Source organism: Lacrimispora sp. (assembly GCF_047605665.1).
Taxonomy (GTDB): Bacteria; Bacillota; Clostridia; order Lachnospirales; family Lachnospiraceae; genus Lacrimispora.
Genome location: NZ_JASGFH010000016.1, coordinates 47,955 through 63,556, shown reverse-complemented (window position 1 = coordinate 63,556; position 15,602 = coordinate 47,955). Strand labels below are relative to the sequence as shown.

Below are 15,602 nucleotides of genomic sequence, written 5' to 3'. Positions count from 1 at the left end.
AACCCCTCCCACCGCAATCCTTATAATGCGTATCTCTCGTTCTTTTCCAAAACGACTTTTATGTCATCCGGAGACCCGATATGGGTAGTGTTGGCCCGGATGGTGTCCCGGCTCTCCACGATACAGTTTTCAATCACCGTATTATCCCCTATATATACGTCATTTAAAATAATGGAATTCTTAATGACACAGTTATTCCCCACATATACCTTTTTAAATAAAACGGAATTCTCCACCACTCCATTGATGATGCTTCCGCTGGAAATCAGGCTGTTCTTCACTGCTGAACCGGGATTATACTTAGCCGGCGGCAGATCGTCGATCTTGGAATAGACCTCAGGAGACTGGCAGAAGAAGTAATCTCTCACTTCCGGCTTTAAGAAATCCATGTTGGTCTTATAGTAGGATTCCACGGAAGCGATGTTGCTCCAGTAAGAGTCCAGCTTATAAGCATAGATTCTCTTCAAGTTCCGATAGCGCACCAGAATGTCGCTTACAAAATCGTAGGAATCTTCCATGACGCAGCGCTCGATCAGCTCGATTAACTGGCGTCTGCGAATCACATAAATTCCGCAGGAAACCGTATTGGAAGTGGTCACCATGGGCTTTTCTTCAAACTCTGTAATCCTTCCGTCCTCGTTGGTCTGAACAAATCCGAAACGGGTGACATCCTCTCCCGGCTGAAGTTCGGAGCACACCACAGTGATGTCCGCTTTTTTCTCAATATGATATTCCAGAACCTTGGCATAATCCAGCTTATAGATGCCGTCGCCTGCTGCGATCACAACGTAAGGCTCATGGCTGTTCTTTAAAAATGTCAGGTTCTGATAGAGGGCGTCGGCCGTACCGCGGTACCAGTCACTGCTCTCTGCAGTGATGGTCGGGGTAAATACGAACAAGCCTCCCTGCTTTCTTCCAAAATCCCACCACTTGGATGAACTCAAATGCAGATGAAGGGACCTGGAATTATACTGGGTCAAAACTGCCACGTTCTGAATATGGGAATTTGTCATGTTGCTGAGGGCAAAGTCAATGCTGCGGTAGCTGCCTGCAATCGGCATAGCTGAAATCGCCCTTTTACTGGATAATTCCTTCATCCTTCTACTGTTTCCGCCTGCTAATATAATTCCTATTGCTCTCATCGCATACCACCTGCCTTTATGATGTAATCTCCGCTAGCCAGTTCTCCGCCATGGTAGTCCTCTGGCGTTGTCTCCCCCACGATTGCCGTGTTTTTTCCGACCTTCACATTGCTGGGAACTGTCGAATTCTCTCCCACTGTCACCAGGTCAAACTGGTATACCTTGGGATCGTATTTGCTTTCGCTGTATTCTCCGACTCCAATCTCCGTATTGTCGCCGATCTTTACGTTCTCAGCAATAATGGCTTTGTAAACCTTGGAATTCTCTCCCACAACGCTTTCACGCATGATGATGGAATCCCTGACTACAGCGCCCTTTTTGATGAAGACACCTGCACCAATGACAGAATTATAGACCTCTCCGCAGATTTCCGAACCTTCTCCGATGATGCTTCTGTCAATGACCGCATTCTCTGATACGTACTGAGGCGGAATGATGTCGCTCTTGGTATAGATCTTCCAGTACTCCTCATAAAGGTTGAATTCAGGAATGATGTCGATGAGCTCCATATTGGCCTCCCAGTAAGAGCCAAGGGTGCCTACATCTTTCCAGTAACCGTTGTATTCATAGGCGAATACCCGTCCGCCTGATTCGAAGCAGTGCGGAATGATGTGCTTGCCGAAATCGCAGCCCGGAACTTCGGACATCTTGATCAGGGCGTCTCTGAGCACCTTCCAGCTGAATATGTAGATTCCCATGGAAGCTAAATTGCTTCTGGGGTTCTCCGGCTTCTCCTCAAACTCCGTGATCCGGTTATTCTCATCAGTGATCAGAATTCCGAACCGGCTGGCCTCTTCAATAGGTACAGGCATGGCAGCAATGGTGATATCAGCATTATTGGCTTTGTGGTATTCCAGCATGACCTCATAATCCATCTTATAGATATGGTCGCCTGACAGTATTAAAACGTATTCCGGATTGTAGGTCTCCATATACTCTAAGTTCTGGTAGATGGCATTAGCGGTACCTGTATACCAGTCGCTTCCCTTGCTCTTTTCATATGGCGGGAGAATGGTAACACCGCCTACATTGCGGTCCAAATCCCACGGAATTCCAATTCCTATATGGGTATTCAAACGTAATGGCTGATACTGGGTCAGAACTCCGACTGTATCTACTCCGGAGTTGATACAGTTGCTTAGCGGGAAATCAATAATGCGGTACTTTCCACCAAAAGATACTGCTGGTTTGGCCACCTTCTGCGTGAGCACGCCCAAACGGCTTCCCTGTCCGCCAGCTAAAAGCATGGCAATCATTTCTTTTTTAATCACGTTTATCACCTCTTGCTGTTAGAATTTTATTGTACTAGCATTATACCATACATTTGAAGAATAGTGAACAAATTTTTGAATTATTACGATATTTTTTTGTGCATTTTCCGACATTATTCATGCCTTTTTTGTAACTGCACAGACTTTGGGTCACAAATACCTATTTTCAGTACATAACTTTATCCATATCCCATGTTTTTGTGCATCCCCCCTTGAATCAGCGGCCAAAATACAGTATAATCTTGGTAAGTATGCCAACACGCAAAAGGAGAAACCATTATGGATTTGACAACAGTAAGACAAATATATAAGGACAAGGAATCCTTCTTAAATACCAGGGTCACCGTAGGCGGCTGGGTGAGAAGCTTAAGAGATTCCAAGTCCTTTGGATTCATTGTTTTAAATGACGGAACTTATTTTGAAACACTTCAGATCGTCTATCATGACACCATGGAGAACTTTGCCGACGTTTCCAGGTTAAATATCGGAGCTGCCGTCATCGTAACCGGAACGTTAGTCGCCACACCGGAGGCAAAGCAGCCATTTGAGATTCAGGCTGAGGAAGTATTCATTGAAGGACCTTCCGCACCCGATTATCCTCTTCAGAAAAAACGACATTCTTTTGAATATTTAAGGACCATTTCCCATCTGCGCCCCAGAACCAACACCTTCCAGGCTGTGTTCCGTGTCCGCTCCTTAATCGCCTATGCCATCCACCAGTTTTTCCAGGAGAGGGACTTCGTTTATGTCCACACTCCCATTATCACCGGAAGCGACTGCGAGGGCGCCGGCGAGATGTTCCAGGTCACTACCATGGATTTGAAAGACATTCCAAAGACCAAAGAGGGGGATGTGGACTTTTCCCAGGACTTCTTCGGAAAGCCTACCAACTTGACGGTAAGCGGACAGCTCAACGGTGAGACCTATGCCATGGCATTCCGCAACATCTACACCTTCGGACCTACCTTCCGTGCGGAAAACTCCAACACCACACGCCATGCGGCTGAGTTCTGGATGATCGAGCCTGAGATGGCATTTGCCGATTTAAACGATGATATGGAGCTGGCAGAGTCCATGTTAAAGTATATCATCCGCTTCGTTTTAGAGCATGCTCCCGAAGAGATGGACTTCTTCAACCAGTTTGTGGACAAGGGTCTTTTAGACCGTTTAAACCACGTGCTGAATTCTGAATTCGCCCATGTGACTTATACGGAAGCCATCGAGCTGCTGGAAAAGCACAACGATGCCTTTGATTATAAAGTGTCCTGGGGCTGCGACTTACAGACAGAGCATGAGCGCTATCTGACAGAAGAGCTGTATAAAAAGCCTGTTTTCGTCACCGATTATCCGAAGGAGATCAAGGCCTTCTATATGAAGCTGAACCCCGACGGAAAGACTGTAGCCGCTGTGGACTGTCTCGTTCCCGGAATCGGAGAGATCATCGGCGGAAGCCAGCGTGAGGACAACTACCAGAAGCTGGTGGAGCGCATGGAGGAATCCGGCCTTAATAAAGAAGATTATGAGTTTTACCTTGACTTAAGAAAATACGGGTCCACCCGTCATGCAGGCTTTGGCCTGGGCTTTGAGCGCTGCGTCATGTATCTGACAGGAATGGGCAACATCCGCGATGTGGTTCCTTTCCCAAGAACTGTTAACAACTGCGAACTTTAATCTGTGAAACAACTTCCCTTCCTTTATGGCAGGGAAGTTGTTTAAAATCAGGCCATATATGGCTAAACCGCAAAACAGCGAGGTAATAACAATGAAATTCATACATATTGCAGATGTTCACTGGGGGATGAGCCCGGACAGTGACAAGCCGTGGAGTAAGGAACGGAGCCAGGATATTAAGGATACCTTTGCAAGGGCTGTGACCCAGGCGAAGTTTCTGGAGGCCGACTGCCTTTTCATATCCGGAGACTTATTCCACCGCCAGCCTCTTGCCAAAGACTTAAAAGAAGTGAATTATTTGTTTTCTACCATACCCACAGTTCATGTGGTCATCATTGCAGGCAATCACGACCGGATCAGAAGCAATTCTGCCCTTTTAAGCTTTACCTGGGCTCCCAATGTGACCTATTTGATGGGAGATGAGCTGGAAAGCGTTTATTTTAAGGAAATCAATACGGAAGTCTATGGATTCAGCTATCATTCCACGGAAATCCCGGAGAACCGGCTGGACCATTTAAAGGTGCCAAACAACGGGCGCATCCACGTCCTTTTGGGCCATGGCGGAGATGCCAACCACATCCCCTTTGATAAAGGCGCCATGAGCAGCCTGGATTTCTCTTATATCGCCCTGGGACATATCCACCGTCCTGAAATCCTTCTGGAAAATAAAATGGCCTTTGCGGGCTCTTTAGAGCCTTTAGACAAGTCCGAATCCGGCCCCCACGGAATGATGGTGGGTGATATCAATGAAGTGACCCGTGTGGTGACTTCTCTAAAGTTCATCCCTTTGGCAAAGCTTCAGTATATCTCCCTGGTGGTCAACGTAACCACTGCCACCACCAACACGGAGCTGGCAATGAAGATCACCCAGGAAATCCAGAACAGGGGAACGGAAAACATCTTCCGCTTCCGCATCCGGGGGATGAGGGACCCGGACATTTCCTTTGACCTAGAAATGCTCTCCACCCGGTTTAAGATCATGGAAATCATTGACGAATCCGAACCTCAGTATGACTTTTCCGCCCTCTTTGCAGAACACCCCAGCGATATGATCGGCTTCTTCATCCAGGCCCTTCAAAAGCCGGAGATGAGCCCGGTGGAAAAAAAGGCCCTTCACTACGGCATCAATGCCCTGCTGCGCACAACGGACGAAAGGAGCTGACCCATGAAAATACTGGATATCTATATCAACGGCTTCGGGAAATTCCATGGAAGAAACCTCTCTTTCCAGGATGGGCTCAACATTGTCTACGGCAAAAATGAGGCCGGAAAATCCACCATACACACCTTTATCCGGGGAATGCTCTTTGGCATCGAACGCCAGCGGGGACGGGCTTCCAAAAGTGATCTCTATACCAAATACGAGCCCTGGGAAAACAGCGGCACGTACGAGGGACAGATAAGGCTGGAGCATAAGAATCACATTTACCGGATCGAACGCACCTTTCAGAAGAATAAGAAGGAATTTAAAATTGTAGATGAAACCGCCGGAAGGGAAGTGGAGCCTACCAAGGCATTTTTAGATGATCTGCTGTGCGGTTTAAGCGAAGCCGCCTACATCAATACAGTCAGCATCGGGCAGTTAAAAAGCGCCACAGACGAGGGGATGGTTTCTGAGTTAAAAAATTACATCGCCAACTTAAATACTACGGGAAATTTATCCCTTAACATCACAAAGGCTGCTGCCCTTTTAAAATCCCAGCGAAAGGAGCTGGAGGCTCAGATGGTTCCTGAAGCCGCCCGCACCTATACTTCTCTCTTAAGTGAGATCAGGAATACGGAAAAGGAGATTTCCTCTCCTGAATATGAAAACCAGATTCAGTCTTACCAGAAACGGCGTTCTGAGGTGAAGACCACTTTAGATGAGCGGCAGAAGGAAAAGGAAGAGCTGCTTCAAAAAGTCGCCAGAGGGCGGCAGATGCTGACCGGCAACCAGTTTTCTGATCAGGAATCCATCCTCGCCTATTTGGAAAAGGCCCAGGAAACCTTTGACGAGTATAAGGAAGCAAAAGTCTCCTGTGAGAAAAAGCCCAGAAAGGCCCTGTCCATCCTTTCTTTAGTCATCGCTACGCTGCTCTTATGCTGCACGGGAGTGATGTACTATCTGGGGGAATCCAATTATTTTACGGCTTATTACGGATTAGACTTAATCCTTTTAGTAGGGCTTTTTATCGGGGCCTCTATTATATTCTATCTGATCGGCCTGATTCTCTTTCTGCGGATGAGGCACAGCCAGCGGGATATGGAAATGAGCGCCAAGGTTCTTCAGGAAGTCCTCTCCAGGCATCTGGGCAATACCGATATCTCTGAGGACGCCATGAAAGCCTTCCAGGCCAGGATGGCGGAGTTCACCCGCCTCTGTACGGCTGTCACCAAATCAGAGGCCGCTATCGGCCAGAAAGCGGCTGAGATCGAACAGCTTCAAAAGGAACAGGAAGGCTGCGGGGAATCCATTGAAAAGCAGCAGAAAAGCCAGTGGGAGCTGGAGAAAAAGCTGGAGCATTTATCCAACTGCAAGACCCAGGCAGAGGGGCTGAAACACATTTTAGAGGAAAATGACCGCATCCGGGAAGAGATATCCGCCATTGATCTGGCCCTGGAAACCATGACCTCCCTCTCCTCCTCCATTCGTGATTCCTTTGGCCTGTATTTAAATAAGGCCGCCTCTGACTTGATTGCCGGAATCACAGGGGGTATTTATACCAGCATGAGCGTGGATGAAAACCTCAACGTATTTTTAAATACAAAGACCAAGCTGGTTCCCTTAGAGCAGGTCAGCAGCGGCACCATGGATCAGGTGTATTTAGCCCTCCGTCTGGCAGCCTCTTCTCTGGTTCAGGAGAATACGGACCGGATGCCCTTTATCTTTGACGACAGCTTTGTGCTGTATGACGATGAGAGGCTCCGCACTGCCTTAAAATGGCTGGTAAGCACTTATTCCGACCAGATCATCATCTTCACCTGCCATCAGCGGGAAGCCCAGATGCTGACCGCAAATCTGATTCCTTATCATCTGGTAGAAATATAATCATCGAACCGGTGCAAAAAACATGAAAAAATGCACCTCCAGGCTGTTTTTACAGATCAGCTTGAAGGTGCCTTTTTTATGTGCCTGAACAGGGAATTCTATTACCTGTCTCCGGCCCTGTAGCGCTCCAGAATGCGGTTGATTCTGCCCGTTGGATTCAGCAGCTCGCTTAAGGATGCGTCATGGTTTAAATTATCTATAATGAGGGCAATGTACTTGCTCATATCCACATTAATGTAATACGGTCTGGAAAGGAGGTCAGGAGTCTGATATACCAGGTTGGTGGTCAGAATCCGGTCAATGAGGCCTTTCTCATAATACTCATCAAACTTCGCAAGGCCGTTTGTAAAGAGTCCGAAGGTGGAGCAGACAAATACCTTTCTGGCTTTCCTTCTCTTAAGCTCCTTGGCAACATCAAGCATGCTTTCTCCGGAGGAGATCATATCGTCAACGATGATCACATCCTTGCCCTCCACGCTGCTTCCCAGGAATTCATGGGCAACGATGGGGTTGCGTCCGTTGATGACCTGGGTGTAATCCCTGCGCTTATAGAACATACCCATATCAAGGCCCAGAACGTTTGCAAAATATACAGCGCGTCCCATGCCACCTTCATCGGGGCTGATGACCATCATGTGATCGCTGTCAATTTCCAGTTCCTTTTCTACCTTTAACAGGTACTTGATAAACTGGTAAATGGGCTGAACCGTCTCAAAGCCCTGTAAGGGAATGGCGTTCTGCACTCTTGGGTCGTGGGCATCAAAGGTGATGATATTTTCAACTCCCATGTTCACCAGTTCCCGAAGAGCCAGGGCACAGTCTAAGGACTCCCTGCTGGTTCTCTTGTGCTGTCTGCTTTCATATAAGAAGGGCATGATCACATTGATTCTGCGGGCCTTGCCTGCGGAAGCTGCGATCAGACGCTTTAAATCCTGAAAATGGTCGTCCGGTGACATGTGGTTGGTCATTCCGCAGAGGGAATAAGTGAGGCTGTAATTGCACACATCCACCATGAAATAGAGATCATCTCCCCGCACTGACTCCAGCAGGGCTCCTTTTGCCTCTCCGGTTCCAAATCTGGAAGTCTTGGCCCCGATGATATAGGAATCCCTCTGATAACCGGAAAAAGCGATGGTAGATTTGTGCTCGCTCTCCCTCTCATGTCTCCAGGACACCAGGTAATCGTTGACCTTGTTTCCCATTTCCTGGCAGCTCATGAGCGGCACCAGGCCAAGAGGGCCTACCGGAATGGTCTCTATAATTTTCTCTTCGTAAAGCATTATCTTTTCCTCCAACGTATTCAATTGCCTTGCAACGGTTCTTTTATATCATTAAGTCGGTCAATAGTCAAGGCTATCGGCTTATTTTGCCTTCTTCCTGATGCGAATATCATCGCCGTAAAGGGGAATCACCGTGTAGCGGCTGATCAGCCGGGAAGTCACGCGCTCCGTATAGCGGTCTCTCAGCTCGTTCATGGGGTGATTGGTGGAAATAATGGTGGACTTTGAGGAGTTGAGCCGTTCATTGATGCAGTAAAACAGTTCAGAGGAAGTGAAGCTATTGTTAAGCTCTGTTCCCAGGTCATCAATGATCAGAAGATCGCAGTCTAAAATGTACTGATACATGCCCCTCATATCTTCCTCATTCTGGTAATCGAACCTGTTTTTGGAAAACACCTCAAATAAGTCATTGGCAGATAAGTAAATGACGGAATAATACCGGTCCATCAGCTCCTTTGCAATGCAGTTGGTGAGAAAGGTCTTTCCAACCCCTGTCGGGCCTGTAAAAAGCAGGTTTCCATGGTCCCTGGAAAACTTGTCCACAAAATTGCGGCAGATTTCCACCACCTGCCCCATATACTGTTTCACGGTCCGGTTGAGAACGGGAAGCACTCTGGTGTCATCAAAGTATTCATAGGAAAAGGTGCTGAAGTTTTCAACGGCAACAATTCCCTCAATATTGGACTGGGCATAGAGGTACTTCATTTCAGACTGGCGGAAGCAGTGGCACTTTCTTCCATCTCCATATCCTGTATCCTTACAGTCCGAACACCGGTATTTCATTTCCATATAGTCTGCCGGAAAGCCCGCTGATCTTAAAAGCACCCGCTTTTGTTCTCTCAAGTCTGCGATTTCACTCCGCATTTCCTTAAGGGCTTCCTGATCTCCTTCCAGCAGCCTGCGGGCGCTGTCCACCGCCTTGGTGCTGATGGAATCATCAAGCTCCTTCATAACCGGAATCCTGGCATATACTTCTGCTATCCGTTCCTCCTGTTCATGGCGGTTTTTAAACTGCTGCTGCCCATAGGCCCGCATGATGGCATCGTATTGTGAATTGCTCAGAGCCATAACGGCCTCCTTCCCATATATACTGGTATGCTACTGGTCTGCAAGCTGCTGCAATACCAGCGCATCGTAATCGATTTCTCTTTGGGGGAAATTCTGGAACTGGTTCTGGCCGCCTCTTCCCTTTGAAGAAGGTGCCTGCTTATACGTTCCGGCTTTGCCGTCAGATTCCGGCTTTTTGCCTCCCCTTGCATCTGCGTTTCTCATCCGGTCGGCGTGCTGTTCATCCAGCTTTTTCACCTCTTCTAAGGAACGGACACCTGACTTTTTCCAGCCCTCCAGAATCTTGTCTGCATACTGGAAGCTGGGGGAGTGGGTGGCTGCCAGAGTCCGGTTGCAGGCTTCGATTACCAGCTCTCTCGTAAAGCCGTAGGATTTAAACCACCGGTCCATAAAGCCCCGCTCCATATCACCCGGTTTCCTGTCATTGAGTCCAAATGCCTTCATAACGGCAAAGGAATCCTTGGAAAAGGAAACAGCGTGGTTTTTGGCTTCTTCCACAGTCCGAAAGCCCTTTTCATGCCAGCTTATGGCCACGGTTTCAATGTAGCGGATGCTGCTGTGTCCACCCTGGACGCAGTATTCCACCACGTACTCCAAAAGTTCAGCAGGCATGGAAAGGCCGTCGTAGAGATAGGCAAAGACCTCGCATTCCCTCTGGGTAAATACCTTGTTCATATATTTCTGAGCTATGTAGAGAAGCTGGGAAAAGTCTTCGTCGCCGGCAAGGCTGCTGATCTGGTCAGGAGAGTAGGAAGGGCGCTTTAAAGGCGTAGCTGGGGTTTTCTCGGCAGGAGCCGTTCCGACGGCGCAGGCTGTCTCTGAAAAGGCTGGAGACGGTTCCTGTTTTGGGGGAAGGTCTTCCAATAAAACTCCGGCCTTTTTCCAGTAAGATAATGCCCGTGTCACATCCGCTTCCGTATGGTTTAAGGCATCGGCGATCATGGAGATGGTCACTTCCTCGCCTTCGTGGCGCATTAAGTACAAGTATGCTTTTACATACTCTCCGTTGGCGCCTGCCATATGCTCATCAATGAAATCGTTGGATATTATGGTTGCATTTATCTGAAAACTGCTCTTTATATTCACTGGTATAACCTCGCTTTTTGGGGGGGCTGGGGTGTTAGCCGGTTAGTCCGCTGGTCCGCAGTGCCAAGCCAGGAAATCCTGGGGATTTCCTGGCTCACGGGCGTTCGCCCTATGAATCAGGTCATGTGAAAATTTTCTTATGTGCGAGCACAACGAAAATTTTCGCACGCCCTGATTCTGCACTGCTCATCGCTTTCGTGAACATCATAACACAACTCCCCTCAAAAGGAAATAGGGGGGGTTATCCACCAAATGAATTGTGGAAACTGTGGATAATGTGGAAATCAGGTATACATAATTTGTATTTTCTTCCCGATTCCTGTCGATTTGCTGATAAAACCGTGACTTTATAAATTGTAAGACTATAAATTATGTAAATTAAAAAATCCACATAGTTTTCCAGTTAAAAATGTTGAAAACTATGTGGATAATGTGGATAACTACAAGCCTAATAGCTTTTCTCCCACTTTTACAATGTCTCCGGCCCCCATAGTTATCAACAAATCACCGTGTATACAATTTTCTAAAATAAATGTTTCAATTTCATCAAACGACGGCAGGTAATGCACCTTTACCCCTCTTTTTTCAATTTTCTCAGCAATATCCCTGGAACTGACCCCTAAATTGTCGGTTTCACGGGCCGCATAGATGTCCGCCAATATCACCTCGTCAGCAAGAGACAAAGACTCCGCAAATTCCTCCAGAAACGCTTTTGTCCTGGTATAGGTGTGGGGCTGGAACACCACCCACAGCTTATTCTTCGGGTAATGCTGTGCCGTTTCCAGAGTCGCCCTTATTTCCTGGGGATGGTGGGCATAATCGTCAATGATGGTCACGCCGCCCAGCTCACCCTTCTTTTCAAAGCGCCGGTTGGTCCCTGTAAAACGCTTTAATCCCTTTTTGATCATTTCCAGAGATATCCCCAGTTCCATGCCGACTGCGGCTGCGGCCAGAGAGTTATACACATTGTGTTCTCCCGGAACTCCAAGTGTAACCGTATCCACAACCGTTCCGTCTATCTTAAGCTCATAGGAAGCCCTGGCAAGCTCATCGAAGCGGATCGCCTCCGCCTCATACCGGCTTCCCGGCTTTTTGCCGAAGGTGATGATCTTGCAGGGCAGATCTCTGGTGATCTCTTCCACGCTCTCAATATCATTGTTAATAACCAGTACACCTTCCTTTGGAAGCTTCCTGGCAAACAAACGGAAGGAATTGCGGATATCCTCCAAATCCTTAAAGAAATCGAGATGGTCGGCCTCCACGTTTAATATGACTTCCATGGTGGGGAAAAAGGATAAAAAGCTGTTGGTATATTCACAGGCTTCCGTTACAAATAATTCAGAGCTTCCCACGCGGATATTTCCGCCGATGGAATTTAAAATTCCGCCTACGGATATGGTGGGGTCCGTATCCGCTGCCAAAAGGATTTCCGTCAGCATGGAGGTGGTGGTGGTCTTGCCGTGAGTTCCGGAAACAGCGATGGCATTTTCATAGTTTGTCATCATCTGGCCTAAGAGCTCCGCCCTGGTCAAAAGGGGAATTTCTCTTTTCTGAACCTCTGCAAACTCCGGATTATCGGGATGAACTGCCGCCGTATAGACTACCACATCAATTCCATCGGTGATATTTTCAGGCCTCTGGCCGTAAGAAATCCTCGCTCCCTTGGTTTCCAGGTGGCGGGTCAGGGCTGATTCCTGGGCATCAGAGCCTGTGACCGTGAAGCCTTCGTCAATGAGGATTTCCGCCAGACCGCTCATGCTGATTCCGCCGATTCCTATGAAATGAATTGCTGACTGTTTATGAAAATCAATCTGATACATGTTTTTTCCATCCTTAATTTTTCTATTTGGTTGATACTTCTTCTTACTTTTCAGCAGTAAATTGGGTTCCTTCTATTATACAGGAAAGCAGTAAGAAAATCCACAATATAATCTTATAGAAAAACACCTGCCCTCATGCCTCTGTTCTCAAAACAAAAGGCCGAAAAAAAGCCCTCCGGACTTACAGGGTCCGGGGACTTTGAGTGAAAAAGCTATGTAATTACTGCAAAACCGCTTCAACTTTACTGGAATCTGACTCCACCGCCAGGGTGACCATATGAAGCAGCTCCTTAAAGCTTCGGAAGGAAAGCTGCTCTCTGCCTTCCCGCCAGTAGACGACTCCCTGCCACGTAGCCCGCTCCCGGTACATGATTTTAATGGAAAAAGAAGCCTTGATTCCCGGTTCCATGGATAAATCGGAAGACAGCCCTGTACCGTTTCCTTCCATAAAGCATTGCAGGGTAGAGGCTAAGTCCACCGGAGTGTGAAACTGCCTGGTCTTATTGGCGGATATGCTTTGATAGCCGCCAATAAATTTTCCCAAATCGTAATCAGCTACGGTCAGATGGCAGGAATTCAAGCCTCCCTCTTCTCCTGTTTCTGGAAAAGTCCGGTTGACCCCGCCCTTAATCAGTTGAAGCAGTTGGAGTTCGCTTTCAAATGCCTCTCTTTTCTCGCCGTTTCGCCAGCTCACAGTGCCCTGCCAGCCTGCATGGTAGCGGTACTGGATGCAGACCGTAAAGGTTTCTGCATTTCCCTTCCGTGGCTCTCCGCTATATCGATTTACAGTAAAATCAGAAGGAATGATTCCCGGAAAGCAGCGCATCTGAAGCGTCTGTTTGGGGCTTCCCACATCATCAAGGATCTGGTCTATATTCAAAATCAGTTCCTGCACACTGCCAAAGCAGATTCCGGAAACTCTCTCATGAAAGAGGATTCCGTTCATTCTCCAATCGCTGCACTCATCCACTGCTATTGTAAAATAGTGATCCGCATTACTGACTAAGCTCATTCTTCCTACTGACATATTCTCCACCACGATTCTTTTGTAATGTTAACATTATAAGTCATACCGGCTTTATCAGTAATACTCTTCCGGACCGGACATTTCACTTAGCGGAAAAACGTCCGAAAACAATATGCTTATAATGGTTTAAAGCACTCATTAAAATATTTCCCAGAACACCGATTGCAAGTACCTCACCAATGCCCACAGTGATCATGGAATATAGAATGAGATCTTCCGAACCGTAGGCATACCGCAGCACCCATGGAATGACAAGGGTATTTGCCAGAATCGGCGGCACGCATACGAGCCACTTCGTTTTGCGAAACTTATAGGACCCTATCGCTCCCGCCAGAGTCGCCAGGCTGCCGAAAATGACATCCAGGGTAGCCGCGCCGCACAAAAAGTTGGACAGCAGACAGCCGATAAACAGTCCCGGAACTGCCGCAGGCGTAAAAAATGGGAGGATACAAAGGACTTCCGAAACTCGGAACTGGATTGGGCCAAAGCTGATAGGCGCAAATATCAGGGTCAGTACGGTGTAGATTGCGGCAATAGCCGCTGAAAAGACAATAAAATGGGTCCTTTCAGATGTTTTGTAATTCATATTCAATTCTCCTTTAGTTTTGTTTTAGGTGTGGAAGGTCTCGAACACACCGGTCTTTGTTGTGAAATCCCTTTAAAGCCTAGGGTTTCACGGCCTTATTCGGGTGTAACTATAGCATAAAAACAGGGGAAATGCAAGCATGCACCCCGTTTTACCCCATCCTGTATCATATCGGCATAAATCGCCTTTCCATAAAGGCAATATTCAAATTTTCTTACATTTTACTGATCTTTTTTGTTCACTTTCGGTTACTCTATTATATCTTCTTATGGCGTTTTTTTCAATAATGTATTGTCTGAATTGACCTCTGAATGACTTTTATCCGTAAAATACCAAAATTTCTTCCATATATTCCCATCATCTTATCGTGATAACCGTTCCATTCCGCTTTCTTTTTAAAAACTTCTTGACTTCATTACCATAATTCGCTAAAATCGAAAAAGACTTCGAATGTTTTTTAAAAATATATCGTTTGGCGGTGAAAGTAATATCTTCAAGCCGGAAAGAGGAAGCCATGAAAACCGACCAACAAAAAACAGGAAAGAGAGCGCATCCGGGCCGGAACTTCCTTTTTATGGGGATCATCCTGGTTTTTGCCGTTTTGCTGGCCTGTGTCACCGGTCAGTATTATCTCAGTGTGGAAGATATTTTAAAAACAGTATACGATGCTCTGGCGGGCAAACCTGCTGCAGACGAGACGGCGTATACCGTTCTTTTCCACGTACGCCTCCCCAGAATCCTGGCGGCTCTCCTGGTTGGAGCTGGTCTCAGCACAGCAGGGGCCTCTTATCAGGGAGTGTTTAAAAATCCCATGGCCTCTCCCGACCTTCTGGGTGCATCAGCAGGGGCCAGCCTGGGAGCCGCAGCCGCCATTTTGATGAACTTTAACTTTGCAGGCATCCATATGATGAGCTTTGGCATGGGCATTATGGCTGTAGCGCTCACCTTTTTCGTGGCCTCAGCCATCAGCTACGGAGGCAACCAGGTCCTCACCCTTGTCCTCACGGGCATGGTGGTGGGAGCCTTGTTTCAGGCTTTCGTTTCCATTACAAAGTATGTGGCCGACCCTTACTCAAAACTGCCCGTCATCACCTTCTGGCTCATGGGCGGCTTTGCTTCCATCGGTTTTAAGTCCCTTTTGTTTATGCTGCTTCCCCTTCTGTTTGGAGTGATTCCCCTGATGTTTCTCCGCCACCGGATCAACATCCTGTCCTTCGGGGAAGAAGAAGCCTATACCCTGGGTGTGGACGCCCGGCAGATACGCCTGATCATCATCCTCTGCTCCACCTTAATCACGTCGTCCTGTGTGGCCGTAGCCGGTGTGGTGGGCTGGGTGGGTCTGATCATCCCTCACCTCTCCCGTCTTTTGATGGGGCCTAATTATAAAGTGCTTCTGCCCGCATCAGCCCTGATCGGTTCCATCTTTCTGGTTCTGGTGGATACCATAATCCGGGGAATGTTCATCGTGGAACTGCCCATCGGCATCCTCACTTCCATTATGGGAGCGCCTTTTTTCATCCTTCTGCTTTTGAAAGGAAAACGGGATGCTTTAAAATAAAGCCGGAAGCAGACGGCACCTAAACCTCTGTTCATTGCGGACGGCAGCATAAAAAGCTTTATTCT

At 47.5% G+C, this 15,602-nt stretch carries 12 protein-coding genes; 4 read left to right on the top strand and 8 right to left on the bottom strand.

Annotated features, from left to right (window positions below; translation table 11 throughout):
* Nucleotides 1-20 precede the first annotated feature (20 nt).
* Together glgD and QM657_RS13820 are read right to left on the bottom strand one after the other, a co-directional pair.
* On the bottom strand, nucleotides 21-1,142 hold the full coding sequence (glgD, locus tag QM657_RS13825; protein WP_415067284.1) for a glucose-1-phosphate adenylyltransferase subunit GlgD: 1,122 nt from the start codon (nucleotides 1,140-1,142) through the stop codon (nucleotides 21-23).
* On the bottom strand, nucleotides 1,139-2,413 hold the full coding sequence (locus QM657_RS13820) for a glucose-1-phosphate adenylyltransferase (protein ID WP_415067283.1): 1,275 nt from the start codon (nucleotides 2,411-2,413) through the stop codon (nucleotides 1,139-1,141). The genes glgD and QM657_RS13820 overlap by 4 nt, the downstream gene beginning before the upstream one ends.
* A gap of 279 nt (nucleotides 2,414-2,692) precedes the next feature.
* Here QM657_RS13820 and asnS point away from each other — a divergent pair, with 279 nt between their 5' ends.
* The 3 genes from asnS to QM657_RS13805 all read left to right on the top strand — a co-directional run bounded on the left by asnS (nucleotide 2,693) and on the right by QM657_RS13805 (nucleotide 7,112).
* On the top strand, nucleotides 2,693-4,084 hold the full coding sequence (asnS, locus tag QM657_RS13815) for an asparagine--tRNA ligase (RefSeq protein ID WP_415067282.1): 1,392 nt from the start codon (nucleotides 2,693-2,695) through the stop codon (nucleotides 4,082-4,084).
* Nucleotides 4,085-4,175: 91 nt separating this feature from the next.
* The gene (locus QM657_RS13810; protein WP_415067332.1) at nucleotides 4,176-5,246 is read left to right on the top strand and encodes a metallophosphoesterase family protein; all 1,071 of its coding nucleotides are present in this window, start codon (nucleotides 4,176-4,178) and stop codon (nucleotides 5,244-5,246) included.
* 3 nt (nucleotides 5,247-5,249) lie between these two features.
* Nucleotides 5,250-7,112 carry an ATP-binding protein gene (locus QM657_RS13805; protein ID WP_415067281.1) on the top strand — a complete coding sequence of 621 codons (1,863 nt, stop codon included), beginning with the start codon at nucleotides 5,250-5,252 and terminating at the stop codon, nucleotides 7,110-7,112.
* A gap of 101 nt (nucleotides 7,113-7,213) precedes the next feature.
* Here QM657_RS13805 and QM657_RS13800 read toward each other — a convergent pair whose 3' ends face one another.
* From QM657_RS13800 to QM657_RS13775, 6 genes are all read right to left on the bottom strand, one after another.
* The gene (locus tag QM657_RS13800) at nucleotides 7,214-8,392 is read right to left on the bottom strand and encodes a ribose-phosphate pyrophosphokinase (protein WP_415067280.1); all 1,179 of its coding nucleotides are present in this window, start codon (nucleotides 8,390-8,392) and stop codon (nucleotides 7,214-7,216) included.
* An 81-nt stretch (nucleotides 8,393-8,473) separates the two neighbouring features.
* On the bottom strand, nucleotides 8,474-9,460 hold the full coding sequence (locus QM657_RS13795; protein ID WP_415067279.1) for an ATP-binding protein: 987 nt from the start codon (nucleotides 9,458-9,460) through the stop codon (nucleotides 8,474-8,476).
* Nucleotides 9,461-9,490: 30 nt separating this feature from the next.
* Nucleotides 9,491-10,480, bottom strand: coding sequence for a DnaD domain protein (locus QM657_RS13790; protein ID WP_415067331.1), 990 nt, complete (start codon nucleotides 10,478-10,480; stop codon nucleotides 9,491-9,493).
* 506 nt (nucleotides 10,481-10,986) lie between these two features.
* A complete protein-coding gene (murC, locus tag QM657_RS13785; protein ID WP_415067278.1) occupies nucleotides 10,987-12,366 on the bottom strand; it encodes a UDP-N-acetylmuramate--L-alanine ligase in 1,380 nt (459 codons plus the stop codon).
* A gap of 220 nt (nucleotides 12,367-12,586) precedes the next feature.
* Entirely contained in the window at nucleotides 12,587-13,393 is an 807-nt protein-coding gene (locus QM657_RS13780; RefSeq protein ID WP_415067277.1) for a hypothetical protein, read from the bottom strand.
* Between the two features lie 82 nt (nucleotides 13,394-13,475).
* Nucleotides 13,476-13,979: a QueT transporter family protein gene (locus tag QM657_RS13775; RefSeq protein WP_415067276.1), complete on the bottom strand. Its 504-nt coding sequence runs from the start codon at nucleotides 13,977-13,979 to the stop codon at nucleotides 13,476-13,478.
* Between the two features lie 514 nt (nucleotides 13,980-14,493).
* Here QM657_RS13775 and QM657_RS13770 point away from each other — a divergent pair.
* Nucleotides 14,494-15,537 (top strand): FecCD family ABC transporter permease, encoded by a 1,044-nt coding sequence (locus QM657_RS13770; protein WP_415067275.1) that lies wholly within the window; start codon nucleotides 14,494-14,496, stop codon nucleotides 15,535-15,537.
* The last annotated feature ends 65 nt before the right edge of the window (nucleotides 15,538-15,602 follow it).

What these genes read in the sequence shown, in the direction of transcription:
- glgD (WP_415067284.1), bottom strand. Translation starts at nt 1,142, where the DNA reads ATGAGAGCAATAGGAATTATATTAGCAGGCGGAAACAGTAGAAGGATG.
- asnS (WP_415067282.1), top strand. Translation starts at nt 2,693, where the DNA reads ATGGATTTGACAACAGTAAGACAAATATATAAGGACAAGGAATCCTTC.
- QM657_RS13810 (WP_415067332.1), top strand. Translation starts at nt 4,176, where the DNA reads ATGAAATTCATACATATTGCAGATGTTCACTGGGGGATGAGCCCGGAC.
- QM657_RS13805 (WP_415067281.1), top strand. Translation starts at nt 5,250, where the DNA reads ATGAAAATACTGGATATCTATATCAACGGCTTCGGGAAATTCCATGGA.
- QM657_RS13800 (WP_415067280.1), bottom strand. Translation starts at nt 8,392, where the DNA reads ATGCTTTACGAAGAGAAAATTATAGAGACCATTCCGGTAGGCCCTCTT.
- QM657_RS13795 (WP_415067279.1), bottom strand. Translation starts at nt 9,460, where the DNA reads ATGGCTCTGAGCAATTCACAATACGATGCCATCATGCGGGCCTATGGG.
- QM657_RS13790 (WP_415067331.1), bottom strand. Translation starts at nt 10,480, where the DNA reads ATGGCAGGCGCCAACGGAGAGTATGTAAAAGCATACTTGTACTTAATG.
- murC (WP_415067278.1), bottom strand. Translation starts at nt 12,366, where the DNA reads ATGTATCAGATTGATTTTCATAAACAGTCAGCAATTCATTTCATAGGA.
- QM657_RS13780 (WP_415067277.1), bottom strand. Translation starts at nt 13,393, where the DNA reads ATGTCAGTAGGAAGAATGAGCTTAGTCAGTAATGCGGATCACTATTTT.
- QM657_RS13775 (WP_415067276.1), bottom strand. Translation starts at nt 13,979, where the DNA reads ATGAATTACAAAACATCTGAAAGGACCCATTTTATTGTCTTTTCAGCG.
- QM657_RS13770 (WP_415067275.1), top strand. Translation starts at nt 14,494, where the DNA reads ATGAAAACCGACCAACAAAAAACAGGAAAGAGAGCGCATCCGGGCCGG.